This is a genomic window from Nostoc sp. DedSLP04, from assembly GCF_034530775.1.
Taxonomy (GTDB): domain Bacteria; phylum Cyanobacteriota; class Cyanobacteriia; order Cyanobacteriales; family Nostocaceae; genus Nostoc.
This window is the reverse complement of the sequence record NZ_JAVRCL010000008.1, coordinates 145,202-171,424: the sequence shown is the minus strand read 5'-3', so window position 1 is coordinate 171,424 and position 26,223 is coordinate 145,202. Positions and strand designations below refer to the sequence as shown.

Below are 26,223 nucleotides of genomic sequence, written 5' to 3'. Positions count from 1 at the left end.
AAACAGCACAAAAGATGCCTAGAATAGCAGCTACCATTCTGTGCTGCCTAGTAATGGCAGAGAGCTAATGCGCTAATAAAGATTAAACAACCACAAAATTGTTTTCGGTTATTGACAATCCAGTTGATAGTTGTGCAAACTTTACCTGACTAAACCCAGATGCACTGCCATCAAGGTCAAAATACAATGCACCTGTAATAAAGTCATAAATAAATCGTTGATTGCTTGTTGTTGCAGATGTTCCGATTGTAAACTGACTTGTCTTAAGTGAAGAAGTTGATAATCCGCCACCAAAACCAGCAGCCGAGACCTGAATCAGTTCATTCGTAGCGTTGAAGTCATAAAGAATATCAAGTCCCTCATTGTAACTGTTGAAAGTAAAGACATCATTACCATCTCCTCCATAAAGGGTATCATTACCCTTCCCACTTGTGAGGATGTCATTGCCATTGCCACCATCAAGAGTATTATTCCCTAAAGCAATCAATGCAGAGAGAAAATCATTGCCATTGCCCCCAGACAGCAGATTATCACCTAATGAAAAGTTAATATTCAAGGAATCGTTACCAGCGCCACCATTGAGGGTGTTATTGCCAGAAGAGGTAGCATCTTTTGTGCCAGAGTAGTCTAATGATGTGCCAGAGGCAGAGAGCAAATCATTGCCATCACCTCCAGACAGCAGGTTATCGCCTTCTGAATAATCAACAATCAAGGAATCGTTACCAGGGCCGCCGTTGAGGGTATTATTGCCATAAACTTTAAAAAATGGCCCTTCATAGCTATAGTAGCCAGAGGCAGAGAGATAATCATTGCCATCGTCCCCAGAGAGCAAATTATTGCCTTTTGAAATGTCAGCAAGCAAGGTATCGCTACCAGCACCACCGTTAAGGGTGTTATTGCCAGATACATAGTCATATAATATGTAGTAGCCATTTGAGCTAGTGGTAGAGAGATAATCATTGCCATCGTCCCCAGAGAGCAAATTATTGCCTGTTAAATCGGAATTATCCGATAGAACGTCGTCACCAGTACCACCAATGAGAGTATCATTGCCCGCATCACCTCGCAGCAAGTCGTTGCCACTCAAGCCATCAATGATATCATCACCCGCCTGACCATTAATTACATCATCTGATTTGTCAAAGCCGTTGACATTGTTGTCGAGGTCGTTAAGGAAGGTAACTGTGTTTTTATTGAAAATGCTGCTTTGGGTGGAGTTGGCATTGAAGACATCAAAGCTGTCGGTAATGCTAGTTTGACCATCAAATAGAATATTACCTACTTGGGCTAAATTGTCTAGGTTTTCCAGGGCAAAGTTTTGCAAGATCACTTTGCTACCAAACAACCCTTCAAAGCTGATTTCTGTATTGTTACCATTTTGAGTTAACAGCAGATTTTTCGCAGCTAATTGCTCATATCCTGTAAATTGCAAGGTATCCAATTCGGCAATCACCGCTGCTGATGGGTTTAAGCCTTTACCAATGCTGACAAAATCGGTGATAGTAATAATACTGCCACTTCGATACAACGCCTCAGACGACTGGAAAACAAATTTATCCTTGCCGCTGCCACCAGTCGTCAAGATAGCAGTATTAGAATAATTAGTATCACCAAAATGACTATAGAAGGTGTCATTCCCATTGCCACCGTTGAGAGTATCATTCCCTGGGGTATTATCGACGATGTAGTCATTAGAAGCAAATAGAGAATCATTCCCATCACCCCCAAACAACAAGTGATCGCCTTTTGAATAGACGCTAACATTCAAAACATCGTCACCTGCACCACCGTTGACGGTGTCATTGCCTGTATCACAAAAAAGGGTATCATTTCCTGCACCACCAATAAGCAAGTCATTCCCCGTACCACCTCTCAAAAGATCGTTACCACTCAAGCCATCAATGATGTCATCGCCCTTTTGACCATTTATGACATCATCTGAGTTGTCAAAGCCGTCAACGTTATTGGAGAGGTCGTTAAGAAAAGTGACTGTATTTTTATTGAAGATAGTGTTTTGGGTGGAGCTGGCATTAAAGACATCAAAGCTGTCTGTAATGCTAGTTTGTCCATAAAATATGATATTACCGACCTGGGCTAAATTATCTAGGTTTTCCAAGGCAAAGTTTTGCAAAACCACAGATTTGTCACCAACCACACCTTCAAAGCTGATTTCTAGGTCGTTACCATTTTGAGTTAATTGTAAATTTCTCGCAGTTAATAGCTCAAATCCTGTAAATTGCAAGGTATCCAATTCGGCAATTACCGCCGCTGATGGGTTTAAACCTTTACCAATGCCACTGAAATCAGCGATGACAATGGTATCATAACTGTTCTCGCCGATAGTATAAACAAATTTATCCTTGCCGCCGCCACCAATCGTCAAGTTATTAATAGTATTACTTACCTTACCCAACTCATCATTATAGAAGGTGTCATTCCCCTTGCCACCGTTGAAGGTACTATCAACATTAAAGCCAAAGGCAAAAAGAGTATCATTACCATCACCCCCAAAAACCAGGTTAGCGCCTGATGAATCATTAGTAGTACTCAAGTAATCGTCACCAGTATCACCGTTGAGGGTGTCGTTTCCTCCGTTACCATATATTTTATCGTTACCTGCTAAACCATTAATCAGGTCATCACTGGTTGTACCATTGAGGGTATCATTACCGTTAGTGCCATTGATATTTGCCACTACTTTCTACCTACCTAAATTTATTTATTCAGTAATTTTAAGTTGTAAATTTGCTATTTTTACTGTTTTATCAATATTTGATTTTATACCAGCGCTTAAGTCCTACTAGCTCAAAATAGTTAATAATTAACTGTTGATTGGGAAAAAGATTTTTATGCCCTCCTTGTGGACTATTCTCCATGAGTGTCTAGGTTGAGAATAGAGAACATTTTAATTATCTCAAAATAACTACATAGTCAATATCTTACTTAGATGTCCATACTTAAATAGTCATCTTTGTCATACTCTTCACATGATTCGCCAAAAATATATAATTACTGAGTTTTGTGAATTCTTTATATTCTTCTAGGTTATATCATGCCCGGTTAAAGACTTATCATTAGAGCAGCAGGGGTGCAGAGGAGAGGAGCTTTTGGGCTTTTTGGATAGATTCAGGAATTATAACTAATTAGCCGGACTTGATATTATAGGTAAATATTATAGGCAATAAACAATTATTTAATGGACAAATGGAGAATAACGGATTCGAACCGATGGCCTCTGCGGTGCGATCGCAGCACTCTACCAACTGAGCTAATTCCCCTTAGTCGGTGTCAAGTCAAGAGTAATATTACTCATTAACTCAATACACCATCACCATATAGTATTCTAACATTCAGTTATCGATGGTTGAGGCTCTTTTTGGGAATAAGCCTTCTGCACCCGTTCGAGTTCCAAATCACTGAGATAATCAACAGTCCAATTACAGCAGCGCTGGAGCATGTGGAATGGGTAAGTATTCGCTACACCTACAACTTGCATTTGCGCTCGCTTCGCTGCTGCAATCCCGGCTGGTGTATCTTCAATCGCCAGACACTCGTGTGGTTGAAGATTCAATTCGGGATATTCTTGATTCAGACGTTTCACGGCCAGTAAATAACCATCGGGTTCTGGTTTACTGTTGGTGATGTCATCACCCGCAACGATAATTTTAAAATGTTGGGCTAGTTTGGCGCGATTGAGTACCAGTTCTATTTCTTTGCGAATCGCGCCACTGACTAACCCTAATTTCAGATTCCGCGATCGCACCTGAAATATTAAATCTTCTACACCTGGATATAAAGGCAGTTTCTCTATTTTCTCTAATTCCACCACATAGGCTTCTGCTTTGCGGTACAACAACTGAGTTAAATACTTTTCATCGCCTACTCTACCACGATTAGCAAGTAGTTGCCCAAAACAAGCGCGATCTGTGCGTCCAAGAGAAGCTTGACGCTCACTCACCTTTTGGGGTTGGAGATTTTCTTCAATGAGAATCTCATCGATCAGTTGCAGGTGGATTGGCTCATCGTTGATAATGACACCATTAAAATCAAAGAGAACTGCCTTTAAACTCATGCCGTTATGCCAAATGCTGGAGAACCAAGTCCCTCCAAATCATTATTATCTACTGATGTGGGAGTATAATGACGAACATTTTCAGTTGCGATCGGTTTTATGCCGCTAGTTACCTGATTTATCCACCATACATCTTGCGATCGCACCGCTTCAAATCCGGCTGCACCCATATTCGCTTCTGTACTACTAGCAGCATACTCACGAATATATGGCTCCTCAAAAACGTCATTGAGCCATTCTAACTGACGCAGAGTCTTCTGATTTCCATCTAGAATTAATACTTGTCCTCCAGTTACCAGCAACCGGAAGCTTTCTCGTAAAATTGCTAGAGACACCGCATCTGGTGTTTCGTGGAATAGCAAAGAAGCTGTTACTAAGTCAAATGTTGCATCCCTCAAACCAGTTTTTTCAGCATTTCCGTGTCGCCAGACTATCTCCAAGCCAGCATTTCTAGCTTTATCTTCCGCCCTTACCAGCATATAAGGTGATAAATCCAAACCAATTACTTCCGCTTCGGGGAAAGCCTGCTTTAACATTAAAGTAGTGGAACCAGTACCGCAACCTAAATCGAGTATGCGTCGTGGTTTTACCTGGACGGCATCAACTAAAGCTTGACGGACAATACCTTCATTAGGCGGTAGAACGTATTGAGTAACCGGATCGTAAGTAACTGCTGCATCGTAAGTGAGATATCCGCCAGTAATACCGTGAAAGTTTTGACTGCTGTAGTACGACGGAATTATGACATCATCTCGTCGATAGCGATCGCACTCTTTCTCCCAGTCAATACTATCAGCGTAACGCCGTAACCCATCTTCATCAATCAAAAGACGCACTACAGGGGATAAAAAACGTTCCCAGATTGTATCTTGACGCACTGCCATATTGTGTCGGAACTTTAAGGAATTATTTAAACACAGTGATTTTCTTTACAAATTTTAATACATTGGGAAAACATTTGCTTTCTCCCTGTGGTGATAGATTGACAATTGTAATCTTTTTTGTTACAGATATAATACAAAACGTAACTCCTAAAAGTAAGTTCTTCAGCTTCACAAAAATTCAGGGAGCCAAATGAAAGACAATACAACATATAAATTGCTACAACTAACAAGGTAATGGGTTATATGTCATACCGATAAGTGTCACTGCCCTATACCAAATCCAAAATCTAAAATTTAAAATCCAAAATAGAAAAAATTATGCCCTACGAAAAATTAGAAATTACCACACCAGCACCCGTCTTATCTTGGGCAAATCACTCTTTGGGCCCAGAAGAAACCAAGATGGCCAAGAATGTGGCATCATTACCATTTGTATTTAAGCACGTGGCATTAATGCCAGACGTTCACTTAGGAAAAGGTGCTTTAGTGGGTTCTGTAATTGCAACCAAAGAGGCAATTATTCCAGCTGCTGTCGGTGTAGATATTGGTTGCGGAATGAGCGCTATCAAAACATCATTTACCGCCGAACAACTGGAAGGGAAACTCAAGAAAATCCGCTTGGATATTGAAGCAGCAATTCCGACTGGATTTAACGAAAACAAAGACGTTGAAAAATCTGTCAGCAATTGGCAACACTGGGATGATTTTAAAGACTTGCATCGCGGCGTACAAGACCTACAAAGTAAAGCAATGAAACAGATGGGTTCTCTGGGTGGAGGAAATCACTTTATTGAAGTGTGCCTCGATACAGAAAATCAAGTTTGGCTGATGCTGCATTCTGGTTCGCGTAACATTGGCAATAAACTCGCCCAGTGCCATATTCACACAGCTAGAGAATTAGCAAAAATGGCTGGTAATAAATTGCCTGACCCTGATTTAGCTCATTTTGTCGCTGGTACGCCAGAATTTAAAGCATACTGGCACGATTTACAATGGTCACAAAACTATGCGCGTGTCAACCGCGATGTGATGATGGCGCGTTTTAAGCATATTGTCGAGAAGCATTTAGCAGGTGGGAAAGCAACTAAACCTTTCTTGCAGGTTAATTGTCATCATAATTACGCCGAAAAAGAAGTGCATTTTGACGAAGATGTATACGTTACTCGTAAGGGTGCAGTCCGCGCCCAGACTGAAGATTATGGGATTATTCCTGGTTCAATGGGGGCAAAGTCTTTCATTGTTAAGGGTAAAGGTAATGCCCATAGTTTTTGTTCTTGCTCTCACGGTGCAGGGCGTTTGATGTCTAGAAATAAGGCAAAAAATGTCTATACACTTGATGATTTAATAGAGCAAACAAATGGCGTAGAATGCCGCAAAGATGAGAGTGTGTTAGATGAGATTCCTGGTGCTTATAAGCCGATAGAGCAAGTTATGGCAAATCAAGCGGATTTGGTTGAGGTTGTAGCGACTCTCAAGCAAGTTCTTTGTGTGAAGGGATAAGTTTGTTGGGTGGGTAATGCCCACCTTTTTTATTTTTTTAAACGCAGAGGTACGCTGAGGAAGAAATGATTTTTTTAAGTGAATCGACTGAACAAATAGAGCAATCTGCCAGCGTTAGCGAAAATAAATTAATGACTGAAGCTGTCCAATTATTACTTGATGTAGAGATTGTTGGGTGGTATTGCTTGTATCTAAAAGTATAAGTAGATGATAAATTACTAGTGTTTCTGGTAAGCTAAAAATATTATCCATTTACATCTTATATTAAAGTCTTATATTCTTTTCATTTGGAAGGAATTATTGAATCATTATCAATACGTTATTCAATGCCGGATTGAGCGAGCTAAATTTTTACTCACTTATACTCAATTACCTCTTATCGAAATTGCACTTCAAGTTGGCTGTTCTAGCCAAAGCAACTTTACCACCCTTTTTCGGAAGCATATAGGAATCACACCCAAAGCATATAGAGAAATGATATAAATTTTCGGATTTTGCAAGATTTAAACATTTTGAAAGCAAGTTTTCAGAAGACAGAAGTTTCACTCACAATTTATTCTCATAATTGTCCAGTTAAAATTGAGAATATCATGCAAAATAGCCAATACGAACAACAGTATAAGAAAAGAGTAATTGATTTCTTCGATAGCAGAACTAGCTATGACAACGATTATACAATTCATCGTGCTCTGCCTCTACTAGATTTAGTTCAACTGCAAAAGGGACAAAAAGTATTGGATATGGCAACTGGCACAGGTATCATTGCCATTGCTATTTCACAAATTATTGGTTCCGAAGGAAAAGTCACTGGAGTAGATTTTTCTTCAGTGATGCTAGCTCAAGCACAACAGAAAATTGATGAATTAGGTTTACAAAATATCGAGCTTCTTGAAGCCGACGCTGAGTATATCAACTTCAATGATGAGAGTTTCGATGTTATTTTTTGCTCTACAGCAATAGTTTATTTTAAAGATATTCCTGCTGCTCTACGTAAATGGTATCGTTTTCTAAAGCCAGGGGGAACTGTGGGTTTTTCTTGTTGCTCTGAGGAATCTTGTGGAGCGCCACTTATAATCGAAATCTGTGACAAACATGGCATTTCGCTGACAAGCATCAATGAGCCAACAGGTACACCCGAAAAATGCCATCATCTGCTTGCAGAAGCTGGTTTTCAAAATATTGAAGTGAAGACCCAACAACTAGGTTTCTACCGCAATTTAGAGAAAGCTAAAGAATGGAATGGTGGATGGTTTCATCCTAGAGAAAACCCCTTGTTACAGGTTTCATCAGAGCAAATGGCACAATTAAAAGCAGAATATAGTCAAAAAACTGAAGCAGAAGCAACTGAACAAGGAGCTTGGTACGAAAATTTGACTTTTTTTGTAACTGGTAAAAAGCTTTAAAGCAAACTCTAACTTTCTATTGTATTAAGCCAATTCATCAAATCAGCCTCACTGGCGAAATCTAGTAATACTTCACCCAAGTTTTCTAATTGAGCTAAGGACAACTCTTGCAACCGAGATTGTAACTGAGAATTAATTGAACCAAGCCGACGAGTTAATAGATGCATCACTAGCCTTAGTTCTGATTGTCTACCTTGTTCAATACCTTGTTCAATACCTTGTTCAATACCTTGTTCAATACCTTGTTCAATGCCTCGTTGTCTCCCTTCTTGAAGTCCTTCTTCGAGAATTTCTTGATAAATGGCAGATTCTCTCATATCTTCTCTCCTCAAAAACTGACGAATTAGTTCTGGCTCGAATACCAACCCTGCTAGAAGTTGGGTACATACCGAGATACTCTGTTTGGTGGCTTCTTCTTCAATCATACTCACCTGAACTGCTACCTGTTGAAGTAGACTTTGAGGAGAATCCGTTCGCGCCAAAGTTGCCAGAGGTAATAAACCAGGAGATAACAGCAAGGGTTCTGGTTCTTGTTCCCAAATTCGGATGACGCGGTAACGGTGGCTAGTATTGCGGGCAGTAAATTGATCTACAAAGACAGCTTCTGAAGTTGTCGGTTTAAGAAAAATCACTATCTGCTCGATATCGCAATTGTATTGTCGATATAGCCGCACCCAATAGTCCAACATCCGCAGTGGTAAGGGTGGAGTGGATGCTGGTAAGGTTTGAAACTCTAAATGCAGTATTTGATTGGCAGTTTGCAAAAAGGTTACAGAATCGGCACGGATTGGTTCTTGATTTAATTCTGTTTTGAGAATCTGGATATCCGTTGCTTCAGATGCGAGTAAGTAGCGGATAAAATCTTCTGGATACTCCTCAACCAGATATTTCAGGGTATTGTCGTATGTCACTTTGATATCACTTTGAACATGAACTCATGTAGAGACGTAATATCGCCACATAGTTTGTCCATAAAAAATTTAAGTGTAAGTATTGTTTCTTGTTAGCGCTACTTTACGACAAACTGCTGGTCGTTAATAGCGCTAACATTTAAATTTGGTGTTTTTTCAAAATTACAGTGTCAAAGACTGAGGATTTGTCTCAATCAATTTTGCTAAATCTTGCAAGAACGCCGCAGCATGGGCACCGTAAATAATCCGGTGGTCAGAAGTAATATTCACCTGCATCTGTTGACGCACGCCAAATAAACCGTCGGGTGTTGCTACTACTTGCGGACGGGATGCCCCGATCGCTAAAATTGAGCCTTGTCCAGGTGGCAAAATCGCATCAAATTTATCTACGCCAAACATCCCCAAATTGGACAGGGTGAAAGTACCACTGTTATATTCTTGGGGCTGTAGTTGTTTTGTCCTGGCACGTTCTACCAAAGACTTCCAAGTACGCGATAGAGAATAAATATCCACTGTGTCTGCATTTTGCAGCACAGGTGTAATTAATCCGCCATCATCCATCGCCACTGCTACAGAAATGTTGATATCAGAATGATAAACAATACCCTGCTCTGAGTAGCTAGCATTTAACAATGGGTGTTTTTGCAACGTTACCGCTACAGCTTTCGCCAGTAGCGCTGTCATTGTCACGCCTTTGGATTTAATTTGTTTATAAAGTTTGTCTAATCCATCGGTGGTAATTGTATAACCTACACGGAAGACGGGCACGGATATGGTAGCTACCATGTTCCGCACTACGGCATTTTGGAAGGTAGTTAAAGGTACGGTTTGACCAGGAACAGCCGCTACCACGGGTGCGGGTGCTGGTGTCCGAGGTGCTGGGGGTGCAACTGGGGCGCTGGTTGGTACGGGTGCTGGTGGGGCAACTGGGGTGGGTTGCTTGCCCTTGTTAGACAATGCTTCTACATCTTCGGCGACAATGCGTCCGTGGGGGCCACTACCTTGCAGTGTAGTCAAATCAACTTTGAGTTCTTTGGCTAACTTACGGGCACGAGGTGAAGCTACAAGCCTTCCTTCTTTGTGATTAGAGCCGTTTTGAGATGCTAAGGCAGGTGTGGGGACTGAGGCTGTGGCGGCAACTGGTTCAGGGGAAGAGGTAGGAGTAGCAGCCGCGCCACCAGAATTAGCCTGAGATTTCGCCTGTTCAATTTCAGCTTCCGTTTCGGCGATAAAGGCGATCGCAGATCCTACCGGGGCAGTTTCACCAGCTTCAACTATGATATGGGCAAGAAATCCTTCATAGAAGGTTTCTACATCCATATCTGCCTTATCTGACTCTACAACCACCACTGTTTCGCCTTTTTCCACTTTGTCCCCTGGCGATTTCACCCAGGAGACGATTTTGCCTTCCGTCATGGTGGAACTCAGCGCCGGCATAAATACTTCGTGAATGCTCATAGGGTGGTTTGGAAATCAATGGTTTATGGACTTTAACAGTTTTTATCAGATCGAATTGTATCTTGGTGGGAGAGTTTTAGACTGTTTATATTTTAGGTTGGGCATGGGGCATGGGGCATTGGGGAGCCACTGCGGTCTTGGGGTCTCCCCCTTCGGGTTCGCGAGTTCCTCTTTGTTGAAACAACAAGACCGGACTCGCTCACCAAGTGGAGCAAGTGGCGTCATTGGGCATGGGGCATTGGTTATTCACTAATAACTCTAGGAACCTAAATATAGCTTAGAGGTCTATAGGATTTGTATTTGATTTTTGAAAAAACTTAGTATACATCTGTTCCCTGTTCCCTTGCTATTTAATATTTCTCATAACCACTACTTAAGATACACGAGCTTCTCACGGATAGAGGATATGGGATGTAGTTCAATCTAGAATTCAAAATTGGTAATAAACCTATTTGAAATTCCTGTTTACTTTTATGTCGGCAAAGCTGAAATTCTTTTTGATTGTGATATTAGGTATCTCTGCTACGGTTGGTGCTGGAGTTTATATTATCCAGCACCAGCAATCTGCACCGATTGTTGAGACTAGTGATGGGCAAACCCAGCAGGTGGGAGCAATACATCAGTCTCAGGAAGTTGCAGCCTTCTCAGAGCGTTCCGATTATCAAACTATACCTTTAGAAAAACTTAACTCATCTCTCCAAGGCAGTAATCCTACTACCCTTGCCCTGAATGCCTTTGAGGAGATAGCAGTGGGAGGATCGCAAAAGATAGAGGTAGTTTATCCCCAACCAAATCAGGCGTTAGTGACGATTACGCAAATCAAGCGGGGTAATAATTCAGTTGGGACGGTTAAATATCGAGCAGAGATGACAACCTTTGGGCGATCGCTTTTTATTAGTTCACCTCCAGTGTGGCAAATCGTTTGGGCTGGCTCCCAGGTGGAATGTTGGGCTGGGAGCCGTCACACTAAGTTAAATCACATCTGTCATTAGTCATTGGTCACTTGTACTGAGCGTAGTCGAAGTATTGTATTGGTCACAAAACAAATGACAACGGACAAATGACAAATGACAAATGACAAATTTAAATGTCGCCGCGAATTTCTTCTACAACGCCATCGCGCAGAACGATTTCGACTTGCATTTTGCTAATCAGGTTATCACCGATTTCTACCCGGAAAAAGCCTTCCATTTGGAATTGATTGACTTCCTGATCTTGCTGGAGAAACTGCACTTGCTGGAGATTTTGCAGCAACTGATTTTTTTGCTCCAAAAATTCACTTTTCTTTTGATTGACTTGGAGTTGGATATTGTCAATTTGTTGGAGAGTCTGAGGCCCAGGTGGTTGCAGACTCTGCTTTTGAATTGCTGCGATCGCTCTTTGTCCTTCAACGTCTAGCTGTTGCAGTTGCTGGTCAAGTTGATTGATTTGGGTTTGCAGCTGCTGTTGTACTTCCTCTTTCCAGAGGGGAGTCACAATAACTTTGACGTTGACGACGCGTTTCAGAAGCAAATTAGATTTGGAGACATCCATAAATATTTCACGTTCACTCTTTACAGTTAGCAGGTGGAATCATCAGGCAAACATGCCGTCAATAATATCGCGATAGCGTTCCGTGACGACATGTCGGCGAACTTTTAGTGTTTGTGTCATCAAGCCATTTTCGATGGAAAACGGTTCCAGGATGAGTTTAAACGTTCCGATGCGGTCATCTGGTCGATAGCCTGGACGATTTTGGACTTCTCGATTCAATTCTTGGCGAAATAAATCCTGGATCATTCTACTCTCGAAGTCAATTTTTTGACTATCTGAGGAAGTCACTTGATCGCCCAGCGTATCCAGCGTTAGATTCTGACTTGCTGCCCATTTTTCTAAGGCTTCGACATTGGGGACAATTAAGGCTCCCAGGCTGCGCTGATCTTGACCGATGAGCATAATTTGATCGATGTATGGCGATCGCAAACACACATCTTCGATCGGCTGTGGCTCGATGTTTTCCCCGTTAGTTAATACAATCGTATCTTTAGCCCTGCCAGTCAGCACTAAGTCGTCTTGTAGTGTCAGCCAACCCAAATCGCCACTATCAAACCAACCCTCAGCGTCAATTGCTTTCGCTGTCGCTTCGGGATTTTGGTAATAGCCTTGCATAATCTGCGGGCCTCTCAACAATACTAAGCCTCGCTTCTCTATTGGTAAAGGCGCTTTTGTCTCAGGATCGACGATTTTAGCTTCTGTAGCCGGGAGTGGTAGCCCTGATGCGCCAATCAAATTCCGCCAAGGACGCCGTACATGGGTGACAGGAGAAGTTTCTGTCAAGCCATAGCCTTGTAAAATCTGGACGCCAATAATTTCAAAGAAATTATCTATGTGTCTGGGAAGCGCACCGCCGCCGCTAATCATCTGCTTAACTTGTCCTCCTGTGGCTTCCCGAACTTTGGCGTAAACCAGTCGTTCTCCCAAGGCATGGAGGGGTAATAAAGCTGATGCTTGGATCTTAGCTGTTAATCGTTCGGCGGCTGAAGCATGAAGATTATTTAAATCCAATCCCTGAGCAGTTCGCTGGGCTTTGATATATTTGTCGCTAATGCCCAATAAAAATTTAATTAGGCGTTGCTTATTTGCTGGTTGTTCGCGGAACTGCTTTTGCACTCCTTCATAAATCGACTCCCACAGGCGGGGTACACCGACCATGTAATTGGGTTTAAATTGTCTCAAATCCCCTTTTACAGAGCGCAAGTTGGTATAAACTTGCGTACAACCTTGAGACAGTAGGTAATATTCAACAGTTCGTTCGTAGCTGTGCCACGAAGGTAGAATACTGAGAACGATATCGCCAGGGTTTGGTTGCAATACTGTGCCAAAACTGATTACTTGGTGCATCAAGTTACTATAAGACAGCATTACACCCTTGGGTTTACCCGTAGTGCCAGAGGTATAAATTAGGGTTGCCAGAGCGTCACGATTTTGCTTGACTGGCACAAAATTATGATTTTTCCCGATTTCGAGCAACTGCGAAAAGTTGAGTACCTTTAGGGTTTCGTCTGTTGGTGGTGCTTCATCGGAGAGTAAGATTACCACTTGAATTGGTAAATCTTTGAGGCGATCTTGGAGTTTTTTAAGTGTTTTTAAATCTTCAACGACGATCGCTGTACTGCCGCTATTAATGATAATAAACAGCAATTCTTCTTTTTCCGCTTGGGAACTACGCACCGCATCAACGCCTCCAGCAGTCATGATGCCTTGATCGGCAATGAACCAGCGAGGACTGTTGTCAGCAATTAAGGAAATGCGATCGCCTACCTTTACTCCTAACGCTTGTAACCCAGCAGCAAATAATTGCATTTTTTCTACCAACTGGGTATAAGTAATCGCTACTTCTGGTTTAGCATGAGGATTGCGGAGGGCGACAACATCACCAAATCTTTGAGCTGCCAAAGGCCAAATTTCTGGTAGCGATTCCACATTTGTGTAATCTACCAACCGCTTTAATGCCTCACGTTCTCGCTCGCTGATGTTAGATAAAAAAGAAGACGCGGTTTGGGTTGTTGACATAACACCTTACTTAAAGATTTTAAACTGATTATTTTCCAGCTTATTTTGTTATTTTGCTACAATAACCATCCTTATTATCCACATTCCCTTCTGTGTATGATAATTCCAGGAATTCCACGTTTATATTTACAAAAATTTATGTTAAAGTTAATTTACATAGAGTGCAAGCAATGATTGTGTTTGCATCTAAGAACAGCAATCGCCTATATTTTACGGGAGATGATTACCTATGAATTTTATCGACGGCATAATACTAACGTTGCTCAATATTGTTGCTTGCATAGCGTTACCGAAGATTTTAGCTATCCTTTTGGCTGATAAAACCAAACTTACTGAAACATTGGCGAATGGTTCCAAATTACAAGCAGCCAAAATTCCACTTACAAGTTTCCCTTATTGTACAGCTTACCAATTGACAGGTAGCCAATACTGTAAATTCAGTCCTGATTTTTGCGCTAACTGTTCTCCAAATTGATAGAATATTCGCGAGGAATTTTTCCTTGGTACTTCCGAAAACCAGCAATTCAATTAATTCTTCAACACATATTCATTCTCATTTCGACAGCTTGAAATCCCCGACTTCTTGAAAAAGTCGGGGATATTTTTGTTCGTAACTCCTGCAAGGATTCCTAAACTTCGTCCATATTCATAATTAAACCTGTCTCTGTAGTAGGCTCTTTAGGAAACTTCCAGCGACGATCTAGCTGGACATGGCATGAGTCGATAACCATAAGGCGCGCATCGATCGAAGCTATTAGGATTTTCAGGGTTTACATAACGTTACTACGAGAAAGTTTAATTAAATTTACATTTTGTAATATAGCTTGTATTATTCTTGCCTACTTAGTTTAGATTCAAGCAATTTTCCAGCTTAGTCAGTATAATTACTAATTGAACTAAAGCTACAGATATAACTAATATAACAATTATTAAATCTATTACATGACAGTCAAGCAAGCTGTAATGCCCAAGCAGCAGGAAGTTGGTCAGTTTATTTAGAAACTTCACAAATTTCTAGTGGGCTACCAAGTCAAAGATGCTGGGTAAATCAGTTTGTAGTCAAGACCTTAGTCCTGTGTTAATCACTTAAGTGCTTACTACGTAGCAGGCAAAGTTAACTTAATGGATTACTAGAGTTCATGTCATTAATTCTGATAGGTAAGGGCTACGAGATCCTCGACTTCTTGAAGAAGTTGGGGATTTCGCAACCCGGCAAAATTGATGAGACAAACTCTACTAAGCTGTCAATCAATAAATGATGGGTGGGGAGAGTATTGGCAAAAGCTGAATGAAATGGGAGAAAGTAATGAATTGTTGGAGAAGTATTTAACGAGTTAACCATCAAATGTGAATAAGATTACAAAATTTTCTGCCAACTCTTTTGATGGTCAACACATTAAACTATTAGTGCAAAATCACAGGTTTCACTATGAATCAGAAACAGATCGCAGAGTTTTCTCTCAAAGATGGCACGAAGTTTTTAGCTGAAGTTGATGAACCAGAAAATAGCAATGCTCTTGTACGTGTTGCTAGACCAGATACAGGGCAAATGGTAGTTGAAGCTAAAAAGAAATTTGAAGATGTATTAGATCAAATACAACCTGTCGCTTCAGCAATTATCACCAAACTGAGTCAGCTTAATACACCTGCCAATGAGGTAGAGGTTAAGTTTGGGATTAAATTAAATGCGGCGGCGGGTGCAATTTTTACCTCTGTAAGTGGTGAAGCTAACTACGAAATTACCTTGAAATGGAAGCAAGACAAGGCATAGTATGGTAGCGAATACAGATAATTATATTCAAACTTTTAGGTCAGCGATCGCCCGGATTTTTCATGCCAATGGTGCGGTAGTTGGTGTAGGTTTTTTAGTCTCTGGACGAACTCGAAATTACATCCTGACGTGCGCTCATGTTGTTACCTCAGCCCTATCTTTACCAGAGGATATAGTTGAAGCTCCTAATAATGATATTTATTTAGATTTCCCCCTAATTGCATCAGGACAACAACTAAAAGCTAAAGTTGTTTTTTGGCAACCTGTCGTTAGCAATGCATCAACCTCTGAGCCTGAAGATATTGCCGGGTTACAAATAGAAGAGCAGTTGCCTAAAGAAACTCAAGCTATCCAACTAATAAGAGCTAACAATATTTGGCAGCATCCTTTCCGCATATTCGGTTTTCCTAACGGACATAATGATGGCGTTTGGGCCACAGGCGTGTTGCGAGATGGCCAAGGAAAGGGATGGGTGCAACTGGAAGATAGTAAAGTCACCGGCTACAGAATAGAACCGGGTTTTAGTGGTGCGCCGATATGGGATGAAACTCTTGTAGGAGTGGTTGGGATGGCAGTAGCGGCAGAGAAGCGGCGAGAAGATATCAAAACTGCTTTCATGATTCCTGCGGATGTATTGATTGAAGCATGGGATGAAATCGGCTTGTCTATTTCATCTCGTGCGCATATCCAGAATATTCCTAGTAGAGTTCAACAACTCAAAATCAAAACTTTGCAACAACGCTTTGACGTTCTAAGTAGTGATTATGAGGCGGCTTACAATCAACTCAACTATACACTTAGTGCGAGCGATCGCAATATCATTCAACGCCAAATTGATAGCATTTTACAAGAACTAGAGCGAGTAGAAAGCGAACTTAATACTATAAACAATTAATTTAATACCTAAATAAAATGAAAAGCTCTGTAGATTTACGAAAAAACTATCTAGAACAGTTAATAGCCAATTTAAAAACTGAGGTTGAAAGCCTCAGCAAGCAAATGGCTCGGACGAGTAATGATGTAGATAAAAATAAATTGCAAAGACAAGTTGATGATAAATTCGAGGAAATGTATAAAATCGAATCAGAGTTAAACCAGCTAAATCAACAATCTTTAGTGCAAGTTGAATCTGATAATATTCCATTCACTAATCGCGATGCTGCAATTAATGAAATTACAGCAATTAATTCTCCTCCTTATCGTCTGGTGACAGCACCTGAAGGTTATGGGAAAACAGAATTTCTCAAACAAATCCTGGGACGGTTTCAAGAATTGCAATGGTGTTGTGCTTACGCTCCCATCTCTGGTTATGAAACTATTGAAAACTTAGAAAACCGATTAGCAAATTCTCTGCAACTTAAGCTTCCTGAAGGACATGATTTAAGTTGGGGAGAACGTTTAGGTTCACTATTGCATAGAAATTGGGCTAAATGGCAATCACAGGGCAAAAAAGGTATTGTGCTGCTAATCGATCTGGATGGATGTGCCCCACAAAAGCAACGTTTAAATGAACTTTTTAATGACTTTAAGGAATTTGCCTGGAGAATTGAAAAATGTTTAAAAGAATTACAGTTCTTTAAAGATAATTCGCGGAGACTTCGAGTTGTGATAGCAGCTCGTTGTTTGATCGATCTTCCATTAGATCGGACTTTTCCTAAACTCATACTCTCTCCTTTTAACTGGGAAGTAATTCAGGATACAGCAACAAAATATCTCAAGCCTATAGAGATGACTTCTGAAAGTCTTGCTTTACTAGCAGGACACTTATTGTATTTAACTGGTGGACATCCAGGGGGAATTGCTGAAGCGCTAAAAGTTTATCGAGATGGTTGTTACACAGTTAGTTGGCTTTTAAACAGTTATGGAAACCAATTATGGGAAAAAAACCTCAAAAAGTGTAGAGATCAGATTAAAGAAAGCTTGACAAAAGAAAATAATCATCTATACGAATCTATTGAAAAATTGAGTATATTTCCTATACTCAATGGAACTTGGATATTAAAGGAAGCTGTTCGGAGATTTAAGTTACCTTTCAGTGACGATAGTTTTAAATTAAATGCTGAACTGACAAAGACATCTATTTTTACTCGTGATAAAACGATTATTAAAGATGGGATGACACGGCGGCTGTTAGTTATTGGTCTACTCCGAGAAACCTCGCCTGATAACTTTCAAGAACTTTGTACTGAAGCGGCTCAAATCTGTTGGGAATATATTCACGAACTGAAATCAAAGAATAATTCTGCTGTTGCGGGTACTTGGTCTATGCAATATTTTTTTCAAAGTCTTCAGAAACACGCTGGATTCATCAATTATGGCCCAAATAGTCTGGCTTATCGACAAGAACTCCGTAATGATTTCTTTGATAAAACCGTTGAGGAAACTCTGGGAATATTTCGCAATACAGATCGAGAGCAATTCCATGAATTTATTTATACGCTTAAATCTGAAGTAGAAAATGACTGGGAATTTCAGTTTCTTGTCAATTACTATCTACACAATGATGAATATAATGACGCACCCTATCGAGATTTAATTCAGAAGCTTGATGAAGCCATTCAAAATAACTAACAATTAAATAGGAGTCTATTATGTCTGAACTAAATAAATTAGAGTTTGTTGGTCGTGCAGAACATCTAAATCGAATTATTTCCCTTGTTCAGGAATCTAATAAACTGCGTGTAGTTTTAGTAGAGGGTAGAGGTGGAATTGGCAAAACTTGGTTGCTTCATGCATTAAAATCTCGTCTAAACCAAGTTCAAATTGGCACAAGTGAAATTATTGATTGCGATATCCCTGTTTTTAATGATGCAGAAGATTTATACACTCAAATCGCCAAACAATTATACGACCATACATATAAAGAATGGTTGCTGCGGTTACGACAACTGCGAGAAGATGAAAACCGCCTCAGTCAAAGTGCATACGAACAAGAACGCAGACAACTTGAAAAGTTCTTGGTCGATGAAATTAATCGCAAATCCAGCCAACAGAGACTAGTCTTTCTAATTGATACGGTTGAAAAGTTAGGACAAGCAGATGTCAGAGAGCAAGTTTGGGAGTGTATTGGCAATTTATGCCATCAACTAGAGAATGCCGTATTTATTTTAGCAGGTCGTCCTAATATTGCTCATCAAATTTTAGAAAAATTATTCAAAGAAGAAGAATTAACTTATTTGGAATTAAATGAATTTACTCATGAGGATGTACAAACATACATTCGTTGCAAGGAGGAACAACTTCACTTTACTCTCGGACAAGAATTGGTTAAAAAGATCATAGTTCTTTCTGGTGGTAGCCCGATCATGATTGAATTTGGAGTAGAGTATGCTTATCGGGAAGTCATACCAGATTGGTTAGAAAGTGAAAATATAGAAACTATTCCCAGCAGGTTAGAAAAAACTGGTGGATTTGAAGCTGAGATGGTTCGACATATTACACAGCTTCGGACATCAATGGATCGGCTAACTTTGTTACTTTCACGTATCTACCCATTAGATAGCTGTGATATTGCTAATTTATTAGAACTATCTACAGAAGATGCTCAAAGATTATTTCTTGATGCACAAAGCTACTTTTTTATAAAACCAGTAATCGGTGGTTCTCAAATATCATTACATGATATTGTGCGAGACTTAGTTGAAAAATATGTATGGGCAGATATTGACCCCGATTTGGAATGGAGAAAACGAGATAGTCGGATTGCTGCTAAATATTTTGAGCAAAAAGATTATGATTTAGGCCCACAAAAAAGGATATTGGAGGTTCAACGTTATTGTGATGATTCCCATCAAGTTGCTAGTATCGAGTTTCTGATTGAAGAAGTTAAGCAACGGCGAGAATTCAATACTACGCGATGGCTCTGGAATGCTTTATATGCCGATCCGATAACAGGCTTTGAAACTTGGCATGAAGTTACTGATAGGATACGCCGCCAATCCAAAAAATTTGGCTTTGTAAATCAATTGTTGGCAATTGCCAAACAGTTTGAAACAGAAATAAATCCCGATCAAAAATTTAAAATGATTATTTTTGAATCAAAGATTGTTCATGCTCTTAAAGATAAGAGTACAAAAGAAAATGAACTAGTAAAGTTGGAGGGAATGCTATCCGATCAATCTTCTAATTCTTCTCATCAAGCGGATATTTACAATGTCTTGGGAATGCTAAATACCAAGTTACACCTTTATGAAGAAGCTTTAAAATATCAGCAAGAGTGTTTATCCCTAGTTCAAGGCAAAAAGCTATCATACGCTATTCCTGCTGTAGCTAACCTAGTTGGTTATCTGCATAGACAACTCAACAACTTTCAGGAAGCTGAGAAATATTACAAACTAGGTTGGGAGGCTGCTATGGAAATTGATACTCCTGACAAAGGTTTAACTCAAGTTATGGCTAGCATTCAGAATAATTTGGGATTTTTATACGGACAACAAAAAGATTATGTCAAGGCTGAACAGTGTTTTAAGGCTGCTATTGATATGTGGTCGAGTGTTGAGAGCGAACGCGAAATAGCCAACGCCGAAATTGCCTCTGCTACTATTTTGGTAGATAATGGTAATTATGTTAAAGCGAAACAACTACTTGAACGAGCATTAAGCCGTTGTGACAATGAAGAAAACGATAATCAAATACTGTGTAGGGCATACTTTCAGTTAGGCTTAAATCAGTGGTTTAGTGCTGAGGTAGTAAATGAAGCTGTTTGGGATGTGACACAGGTGCAGTGGGATCTCAATGTGCTAAGTCTTGCTCAAAATGCTTTAGAAAAAAGCCTAAAACTCGCAGAGAAATATGGACTTGAAGAGGAATTACCTGGAATTTTGCACCAAATTGCTAGTGTATATTGGCATCTTGGGTTTCAAACAGGCGATCGCACGCTACAAGACCAAGCTTTAAAACTCAACGATCGCTCTTATCAGACTAGTTTAGAGTACAATGACATGCGGTATGCCATCGATAGCCTGGTAGGTAAAGCAGAGTTTGATTATTATGCAAAAGCCTACGAGCATATTTCCGATTATGCACAAGAACTTAGCGATCGCTTTCAATCATATCAAAATATCCACACACTATACTTTGGCCGCATGTTACGCATAGAAGGTGATGTTGCATTTCAACAAGCTAACTACAATTTTGCTTTTAGTAAATATGCTCAAGGAATACCCCAAATCTTTCAACATGGAGGTTTCGGCCCGTATTCGATTAAACATGAGCTAAATCTGCTCCAAAAGAAAATTGAACGATTGCCTATAGAACTTTCTAAAACTCTGATTCAGCAACTAAAATCTCAGTGGAAAGATCATAAAGCTCTCAAGGAATGGTGCGATCAACAAATGTTTTTGACCAGAATACGTGCCACAAAACAGCCATCTTCTCATGCTTAGTAAAAAAATTGATCGACCCCAAATTTTAGTTTCTCTTAATTCTACCTACGTACCAACTGGGCAATGCGATTGTGATGGAGGAGATTGTGCCTGTGACTTATCCCCTTTAACAGAATTAAGCTCAAATATCCGATTACCTCTGGGGATGTTGGACACAGAATTTGTGAGAGTTCCTAACTCGCAGATGATGAATTTAGATGATACTTATTCTATCTGTTTTGGTACTTATCATCAAGTAGCAGTTCTGAATCAATCAGCGATATTTTTACTTGAAAAATTTACAAATCCTCATAAATTAGATGAGATTGCAATAGAGTATTCTGAGATTGACCCAATAGACATACAGACAGCTATTCAAGAACTATACCAAGCACGTTTAATAGCACCCAATAATTATTCATCATTTGACTTAAATGAAATACCAGAGACTTTAACAGCATGGTTGCATATCACCGATCGCTGTAATTTAAGATGTGACTATTGCTATCTTCCGCACGAAGCAAAAGATATGTCAATCGATATAGGTAAAGCAGCTATTGAATCTACATTTCGCTCTGCAACCTTAAATAATTACCGCCGCGTCAAACTGAAATATGCAGGAGGAGAGGCATTACTATGCTCTCCTTTAATTAAGGATCTCCATTTGTACGCTCAATCCCTTAGCAAAGAAACAGACATTATATTAGATGGAGTTGTTCTCAGTAATGGAACATTGATTACGCCTGAAATTATTGAGATGCTACAAAGATTAAATCTGCGTCTAATGATTTCACTAGATGGATTATCAAATTTCCACAATATTCAACGTTCTTATACAAGCAAAAAGGGATCGTTTGCAGATGTTGAACGAGGTATTAAGATTACTTTGCAAAATGGGTTAATACCAGATATTTCGATTACAATTAGTGGGCGGAATGCAGAAGGATTACCCGATCTTCTGGAATGGATATTAGAATATAATCTACCCTTTAGTTTAAATTTCTATCGAGAAAACGAACTGTCAGCTTCTTATGAAGACTTGCAACTAGAAGAATCTCGGTTAATTGAGGGAATGTTGGCAGCATTCAAAGTTATCGAATTGAAATTACCTAATCGAAGTTTGCTAGGTTCATTGATCGATCGTGCTAATTTAGCATCTCCTCATAAACGAACTTGTGGAGTTGGGCAAAGCTATCTTGTATTTGATTACAAAGGGCAAATTGCTAAATGCCAGATGCAGCTACATAAAATTATATCTGCCTCTAAAACTCAAGATCCTTTAACTCTTGTGCGACAAGATAAAGCAGGTATTCAAAATTTGTCAGTTGAAGAAAAAGAAGGCTGTCGTACATGTGAGTGGAAATATTGGTGTACAGGTGGTTGTTCTCTAGCAACCTTTAAAGCTACAGGTCGTTACGATATTCAATCTCCAAATTGCAATATTTACAAAGCTCTCTATCCTGAAGCTCTCAGACTAGAAGGGTTACGATTAATCAAATATAGTTCCCAACTAAGTCATAACTAATTATACGGACATAATATAATTTTAATTTTTCAAATTTTGGTAGATATATAGAGAAGATATTGTATTTAAATCCGCTTCTTTAGGCTCATCTTCATCTTCATTAGTATTTTTAAACAGGACTGTAAATGCACCAGCACCTAACCTATCTTGAGGAAATATCCGATAACAAGGCATCGTCGTTAAATGCGATTGATATTTAGCTAAATTACTAATTTCTATTGCTTTAAAAGAGGGAAACCGTTCTAAAAACCATTCACAAACTTGCTCATTTTCTTCCGGCGAATATGTGCAAGTCATATAAGCCAGATAGCCTTGCGGTGAAACAATTTTAGCGGAGTTAGCTATAATGCGCTTTTGCCGATTTGCACTCTTGTTAATAGCATTTGGGTGAAAACATCCGGGTGCTTTTTCACCTTTGGCAAGTAAAGATTGTCCAGTACACGGAGCATCTACGATGACTAGATTGCTAGAGCCGGGAAACATTTCAGCAAATATGCTCGAATCTCGATTAACCACCGCGCTAGGGCTAACCTGGCAACGCTTCAAATTAGAAATTAGCATTCCCAGACGTTTACCAATTACTTCATTACTGATGAGCAATTCAGGTTTTAAAGCTCTCCAAGCGAAGATACTTTTACCTCCTGGTGCGGCACACATATCAAAAACTAAACGCACTGACTCAGGAATAGCTAACAAAGTACTAGCTGCAAACACCGAAGAAAAATCTAAACAATAGAAATATCCTTTTTCATGCAAGGGATGCTTACCAGGTTTTTCTCCCAGAGATAAGCGGTCTATAAATTGTGGTTGCCAAGCTGTTGGTGTTTGCACTGTCAAAGGTGAAATATCTGGCTTTTCTTGACACCAAAGAATACTAGGTGAAAAAGGCTGAGGATTCATTAAAGCCTCAATAAATTTTTCTTGTTCATCTAGATTAGCGAACAAACGCCGCGAAACTTTAAGTAATAAATTAGAAGGTTTTTCCATCAATATTATAAATTATAAATTACGAATTACGAATTACGAATTACGAATTACGAATTAGTCCGTTGTATCTAAATCAAAATCAAACTGTTACACAAGAACAATGTAATTAAGGCTTTTGGCTTCATACTCAAAATATAATGACCGCCATTGGGAACGCAATGGCCAAGCTACCCCACTGCACCGGAGAAGGTCATGTTTTTAGATAGTTTTCAGGAAAAATTACGCAAACAAGCACAATTATGGAGGGATGAAGGATTAATTAGTTCTTCGCAGTATGAGCAGATAGCAGAACGTTATCAATTTAAAAACCTGGAAGCTGCTGCACGCGATCGCAATAAAGCAATAGCGATCGCTATCGGTAGCATCCTTTTATGCTTAGGCATAATTACCTTTGTATCAGGAAACTGGCAGGGAGGATCGCGAGAAGTCAAAATTATTCTGATGATGAGTTTGTTTTTTGCGATCGCGATCGCTGGATTTTACAACTGGAGGCCACCTGAAGGAAAGAAGCCAGAACGAAGCAAACGCCTACTAGGAGAAGGGTTGCTAATTTTAAGCGCCTTCATCTTCGGTGCAAATTTACTGCTGATGGCCCAGATGTTCAATATTGTCGGTTCAGCTTCCCAACTGTTTCTCGCTTGGGGATTCGGTGTTGTAGTCATGGCCTTCAGTTTGTCCTTAAATTCTTTAGGAATTCTATCAATTGTCCTCGTAGAAATCGGCTATTGGACTGGACTAGAAGACTTATGGTACGCAACAGGAGAGTTAACTTGGTCGCGGCTAGTAGTGCAGCATCTGCCTTTGTTGGCATGGCTGGTATTTGTACCTTTAGCATACTTCTGTCGATCGCGTTGGATTTTTGGTCTAGCAGCCTTTGTTTTTGCTAGTTCCTTACAAGCTAACCTTAATCCACTGCCACTGCTAAATTATGCTGATATAGCCCCTTGGGTGGCATCTTTTGCTTTTGCACTCCCACCTGCATTATTCTGGAGTTATGATGATTTACTGTTTCCAACCATAAATTACAGGTTGTTTCAATATCTAGCCCGTAATTTAGCGTTAGTAAGCTTCGGCGTTGTCTTTTACGTTCTGTCTTTTCGTTGGGTCTGGGAATCTCCAAATTATAGTTATAATCAGCCAACGAATTTGACAAACTTATTTGAGTCTCTGCCGATTATCGATTTGGGGATTCTCAGCGGCTTGGCGGTATTGCAATGGTTGTTTCTACTGCGCCAAAGAAATAATCCTCCGCGCCGCGAAGTGATTTTCACAACTGCTGTCATTAGTACATTTCTTGTCTTTATTGCAATCGTACCTTTTTGGCATCAAACTATTAGCCGCATTGATGAACTTGGCATTTTTATTTTCAATGTACTTCTTGCAACATTAGCCTGGGGACTAATTCAAGAAGGATTGAAATTAAGCAACAGAAGTTCCTTTTGGGGCGGTATGCTGTTAGTAACACTGCAAATTATCAGTCGCGTGCAGGAGTACGACACCGACTTACTTTTTAAGTCGCTAGTTTATATCCTGTGCGGTTCTGCTTTAATTAGCGCTGGACTTTGGTTTGAACGCCGCCTACCTGGTGGTAGCTCTACAAGTAAAAAGTAGGGCAAAAGATGAAAGAATTCAGGAGTCAGAATGGGCTAAACCTTAGCTATCCGCTAACAGGAGTCAGAATTCAGGAAAAGTTCACTAAATCTAAAATTGAATGATTCCTAACTCTAAACTCCTAACTCTTAACTCCTAACTCCTAACTAAAAATCTCTGTGCGTCAAAATTTTTAAACTTTCTCTGCGTCAGTCCTAATCTCGTTACTTTTAACCCCTCAAGACCTCTGCTTTTTAGGACTACGCTCATGAGTAATACTTCTTCTGAATCTAAAAATAAACCCTTGTCTCCCGAAGCCGAATTTTCCAATAAGGTGACTTTTCGGGATTACTTGATTGCTACTGAACAAAAATCGAATAAGCCCTTACCTTTTTGGCGGTTACTAGCTCCCCTGGCGCTGCAAACAGGGCTAATTATGGCAGTACCAGCCCAAGCGGTTTATACAGATGTCACAGGTAAGACGGTGATTTTGCAAACCGTACCTGTAGATCCTAACAATGTGCTAGAAGGTAACACCTTAGCCTTAGACTACAACATATCCCGTACCTCAAATTTGAGCAGACTACCTGGTTGGCAAACATTAGTCAGCAGAGGTCGTGGAAGTGGCAGAAGATTGCCTGAAGGAACCAATATTTACGTGACTTTGCAAGAGCAATTATCTTCTGGTCGCGGTGTTCCTAGGGCTTGGAGACCGTTACGAGTAAGTAGCGATCGCCCCACAACTCTTAGAGCCAATCAGGCAGCCTTAAAAGGTGTTTATCAGGATGGTTCTGTTAACTACGGCTTGGAAACATATTACATCCCAGAAAACCAACGGCAGCAGATTCGCAACGACTTACAAGCCCAACGCGCCCGCAGAGGACAAGTACCACCCATTGTGGTCAAGGCGAAAGTAGATCCACAAGGAAAGGCAGTGCCAGTTAGTATGTGGGTGCGCGATCGCAACTATCGTTTTTAAGCTGTTAGGCAAAGCGTGTAAATATGCAAGCTTTGTCTCTAAAGTTCTAAGCGCTGATTTTCCACGCTCAGAATTTTCTGTTTGTCATTAGATATTTGCTGAAAAAGAATATAGAGACGTAGCATTACTACGTCTCTACAAAGATTCTAGATAAAGCATATTTAATTTCACCAGATGTCTTATATATCGCCTACATTTAGAATGAAATAGCCCTAAATTAGAGCAAAA

At 40.0% G+C, this 26,223-nt stretch carries 20 protein-coding genes and 1 tRNA gene; 12 read left to right on the top strand and 9 right to left on the bottom strand.

What is annotated here, in order from left to right:
• Positions 1–82 precede the first annotated feature (82 nt).
• The 4 genes from RMX89_RS07480 to RMX89_RS07465 all read right to left on the bottom strand — a co-directional run bounded on the left by RMX89_RS07480 (position 83) and on the right by RMX89_RS07465 (position 4,956).
• On the bottom strand, positions 83–2,695 hold the full coding sequence (locus tag RMX89_RS07480) for a calcium-binding protein (RefSeq protein WP_322688466.1): 2,613 nt from the start codon (positions 2,693–2,695) through the stop codon (positions 83–85).
• 510 nt (positions 2,696–3,205) lie between these two features.
• Positions 3,206–3,278 (bottom strand) — tRNA-Ala (locus tag RMX89_RS07475).
• A 65-nt stretch (positions 3,279–3,343) separates the two neighbouring features.
• Positions 3,344–4,072: an HAD family phosphatase gene (locus tag RMX89_RS07470; protein WP_322686486.1), complete on the bottom strand. Its 729-nt coding sequence runs from the start codon at positions 4,070–4,072 to the stop codon at positions 3,344–3,346.
• Positions 4,069–4,956 carry a class I SAM-dependent methyltransferase gene (locus RMX89_RS07465; protein ID WP_322670200.1) on the bottom strand — a complete coding sequence of 296 codons (888 nt, stop codon included), beginning with the start codon at positions 4,954–4,956 and terminating at the stop codon, positions 4,069–4,071. Before RMX89_RS07465 ends, RMX89_RS07470 begins: the two co-directional genes overlap by 4 nt.
• A gap of 318 nt (positions 4,957–5,274) precedes the next feature.
• On the opposite strand from RMX89_RS07465, the gene RMX89_RS07460 reads away from it, so the two are divergent.
• The 3 genes from RMX89_RS07460 to RMX89_RS07455 all read left to right on the top strand — a co-directional run bounded on the left by RMX89_RS07460 (position 5,275) and on the right by RMX89_RS07455 (position 7,859).
• Positions 5,275–6,456, top strand: coding sequence for an RtcB family protein (locus RMX89_RS07460; protein WP_322688465.1), 1,182 nt, complete (start codon positions 5,275–5,277; stop codon positions 6,454–6,456).
• 300 nt (positions 6,457–6,756) lie between these two features.
• Entirely contained in the window at positions 6,757–6,939 is a 183-nt protein-coding gene (locus RMX89_RS34465) for a helix-turn-helix transcriptional regulator (RefSeq protein ID WP_416211970.1), read from the top strand.
• A 107-nt stretch (positions 6,940–7,046) separates the two neighbouring features.
• Entirely contained in the window at positions 7,047–7,859 is an 813-nt protein-coding gene (locus RMX89_RS07455) for a class I SAM-dependent methyltransferase (RefSeq protein ID WP_322688464.1), read from the top strand.
• Between the two features lie 8 nt (positions 7,860–7,867).
• Here RMX89_RS07455 and RMX89_RS07450 read toward each other — a convergent pair whose 3' ends face one another.
• A complete protein-coding gene (locus RMX89_RS07450; protein ID WP_322688463.1) occupies positions 7,868–8,770 on the bottom strand; it encodes an Rpn family recombination-promoting nuclease/putative transposase in 903 nt (300 codons plus the stop codon).
• Between the two features lie 162 nt (positions 8,771–8,932).
• On the bottom strand, positions 8,933–10,228 hold the full coding sequence (locus tag RMX89_RS07445; protein ID WP_322688462.1) for a dihydrolipoamide acetyltransferase family protein: 1,296 nt from the start codon (positions 10,226–10,228) through the stop codon (positions 8,933–8,935).
• Positions 10,229–10,701: 473 nt separating this feature from the next.
• Here RMX89_RS07445 and RMX89_RS07440 point away from each other — a divergent pair, with 473 nt between their 5' ends.
• Complete coding sequence (locus RMX89_RS07440; protein WP_322670206.1) at positions 10,702–11,220, top strand: hypothetical protein; 519 nt, start codon at positions 10,702–10,704, stop codon at positions 11,218–11,220.
• Positions 11,221–11,311: 91 nt separating this feature from the next.
• On the opposite strand, the gene RMX89_RS07435 is transcribed toward RMX89_RS07440, so the two are convergent.
• Together RMX89_RS07435 and RMX89_RS07430 are read right to left on the bottom strand one after the other, a co-directional pair.
• Positions 11,312–11,761 carry a YlqD family protein gene (locus RMX89_RS07435; protein ID WP_012412623.1) on the bottom strand — a complete coding sequence of 150 codons (450 nt, stop codon included), beginning with the start codon at positions 11,759–11,761 and terminating at the stop codon, positions 11,312–11,314.
• Between the two features lie 42 nt (positions 11,762–11,803).
• On the bottom strand, positions 11,804–13,780 hold the full coding sequence (locus tag RMX89_RS07430) for an AMP-dependent synthetase/ligase (protein ID WP_322688461.1): 1,977 nt from the start codon (positions 13,778–13,780) through the stop codon (positions 11,804–11,806).
• Positions 13,781–14,009: 229 nt separating this feature from the next.
• Between RMX89_RS07430 and RMX89_RS07425 the strand changes: the two genes are divergently transcribed.
• The 6 genes from RMX89_RS07425 (at position 14,010) to RMX89_RS07400 (ending at position 22,439) form a co-directional block, all read left to right on the top strand.
• Positions 14,010–14,255, top strand: a complete 246-nt coding sequence (locus RMX89_RS07425; protein ID WP_322670209.1) for a hypothetical protein — start codon at positions 14,010–14,012, stop codon at positions 14,253–14,255.
• 954 nt (positions 14,256–15,209) lie between these two features.
• Positions 15,210–15,551 (top strand): CU044_2847 family protein, encoded by a 342-nt coding sequence (locus RMX89_RS07420; RefSeq protein WP_094352373.1) that lies wholly within the window; start codon positions 15,210–15,212, stop codon positions 15,549–15,551.
• Between the two features lies 1 nt (position 15,552).
• A complete protein-coding gene (locus tag RMX89_RS07415) occupies positions 15,553–16,446 on the top strand; it encodes a trypsin-like peptidase domain-containing protein (RefSeq protein ID WP_322688460.1) in 894 nt (297 codons plus the stop codon).
• 17 nt (positions 16,447–16,463) lie between these two features.
• Positions 16,464–18,122 carry a hypothetical protein gene (locus RMX89_RS07410; RefSeq protein ID WP_322686476.1) on the top strand — a complete coding sequence of 553 codons (1,659 nt, stop codon included), beginning with the start codon at positions 16,464–16,466 and terminating at the stop codon, positions 18,120–18,122.
• Between the two features lie 20 nt (positions 18,123–18,142).
• The gene (locus RMX89_RS07405) at positions 18,143–20,935 is read left to right on the top strand and encodes a tetratricopeptide repeat protein (RefSeq protein WP_322688459.1); all 2,793 of its coding nucleotides are present in this window, start codon (positions 18,143–18,145) and stop codon (positions 20,933–20,935) included.
• On the top strand, positions 20,928–22,439 hold the full coding sequence (locus RMX89_RS07400) for a radical SAM/SPASM domain-containing protein (RefSeq protein ID WP_322688458.1): 1,512 nt from the start codon (positions 20,928–20,930) through the stop codon (positions 22,437–22,439). Before RMX89_RS07405 ends, RMX89_RS07400 begins: the two co-directional genes overlap by 8 nt.
• Positions 22,440–22,460: 21 nt before the next feature.
• On the opposite strand, the gene RMX89_RS07395 is transcribed toward RMX89_RS07400, so the two are convergent.
• Positions 22,461–23,426, bottom strand: a complete 966-nt coding sequence (locus tag RMX89_RS07395; protein ID WP_322688457.1) for an RsmB/NOP family class I SAM-dependent RNA methyltransferase — start codon at positions 23,424–23,426, stop codon at positions 22,461–22,463.
• Between the two features lie 192 nt (positions 23,427–23,618).
• Between RMX89_RS07395 and RMX89_RS07390 the strand changes: the two genes are divergently transcribed.
• Both RMX89_RS07390 and RMX89_RS07385 read left to right on the top strand, forming a co-directional pair.
• Positions 23,619–25,037 carry a DUF2157 domain-containing protein gene (locus RMX89_RS07390; RefSeq protein ID WP_322688456.1) on the top strand — a complete coding sequence of 473 codons (1,419 nt, stop codon included), beginning with the start codon at positions 23,619–23,621 and terminating at the stop codon, positions 25,035–25,037.
• A 247-nt stretch (positions 25,038–25,284) separates the two neighbouring features.
• A complete protein-coding gene (locus tag RMX89_RS07385) occupies positions 25,285–25,995 on the top strand; it encodes a GDYXXLXY domain-containing protein (protein WP_322670216.1) in 711 nt (236 codons plus the stop codon).
• Positions 25,996–26,223: the final 228 nt, after the last annotated feature.

Excerpts from the sequence above, each read along its gene's own strand:
- RMX89_RS07470 (WP_322686486.1), bottom strand. The coding sequence starts at position 4,072 with ATGAGTTTAAAGGCAGTTCTCTTTGATTTTAATGGTGTCATTATCAAC.
- RMX89_RS07465 (WP_322670200.1), bottom strand. The coding sequence starts at position 4,956 with ATGGCAGTGCGTCAAGATACAATCTGGGAACGTTTTTTATCCCCTGTA.
- RMX89_RS07460 (WP_322688465.1), top strand. The coding sequence starts at position 5,275 with ATGCCCTACGAAAAATTAGAAATTACCACACCAGCACCCGTCTTATCT.
- RMX89_RS07455 (WP_322688464.1), top strand. The coding sequence starts at position 7,047 with ATGCAAAATAGCCAATACGAACAACAGTATAAGAAAAGAGTAATTGAT.
- RMX89_RS07445 (WP_322688462.1), bottom strand. The coding sequence starts at position 10,228 with ATGAGCATTCACGAAGTATTTATGCCGGCGCTGAGTTCCACCATGACG.
- RMX89_RS07440 (WP_322670206.1), top strand. The coding sequence starts at position 10,702 with ATGTCGGCAAAGCTGAAATTCTTTTTGATTGTGATATTAGGTATCTCT.
- RMX89_RS07435 (WP_012412623.1), bottom strand. The coding sequence starts at position 11,761 with ATGGATGTCTCCAAATCTAATTTGCTTCTGAAACGCGTCGTCAACGTC.
- RMX89_RS07430 (WP_322688461.1), bottom strand. The coding sequence starts at position 13,780 with ATGTCAACAACCCAAACCGCGTCTTCTTTTTTATCTAACATCAGCGAG.
- RMX89_RS07425 (WP_322670209.1), top strand. The coding sequence starts at position 14,010 with ATGAATTTTATCGACGGCATAATACTAACGTTGCTCAATATTGTTGCT.
- RMX89_RS07420 (WP_094352373.1), top strand. The coding sequence starts at position 15,210 with ATGAATCAGAAACAGATCGCAGAGTTTTCTCTCAAAGATGGCACGAAG.
- RMX89_RS07415 (WP_322688460.1), top strand. The coding sequence starts at position 15,553 with ATGGTAGCGAATACAGATAATTATATTCAAACTTTTAGGTCAGCGATC.
- RMX89_RS07410 (WP_322686476.1), top strand. The coding sequence starts at position 16,464 with ATGAAAAGCTCTGTAGATTTACGAAAAAACTATCTAGAACAGTTAATA.
- RMX89_RS07405 (WP_322688459.1), top strand. The coding sequence starts at position 18,143 with ATGTCTGAACTAAATAAATTAGAGTTTGTTGGTCGTGCAGAACATCTA.
- RMX89_RS07400 (WP_322688458.1), top strand. The coding sequence starts at position 20,928 with ATGCTTAGTAAAAAAATTGATCGACCCCAAATTTTAGTTTCTCTTAAT.
- RMX89_RS07395 (WP_322688457.1), bottom strand. The coding sequence starts at position 23,426 with ATGGAAAAACCTTCTAATTTATTACTTAAAGTTTCGCGGCGTTTGTTC.
- RMX89_RS07390 (WP_322688456.1), top strand. The coding sequence starts at position 23,619 with ATGTTTTTAGATAGTTTTCAGGAAAAATTACGCAAACAAGCACAATTA.
- RMX89_RS07385 (WP_322670216.1), top strand. The coding sequence starts at position 25,285 with ATGAGTAATACTTCTTCTGAATCTAAAAATAAACCCTTGTCTCCCGAA.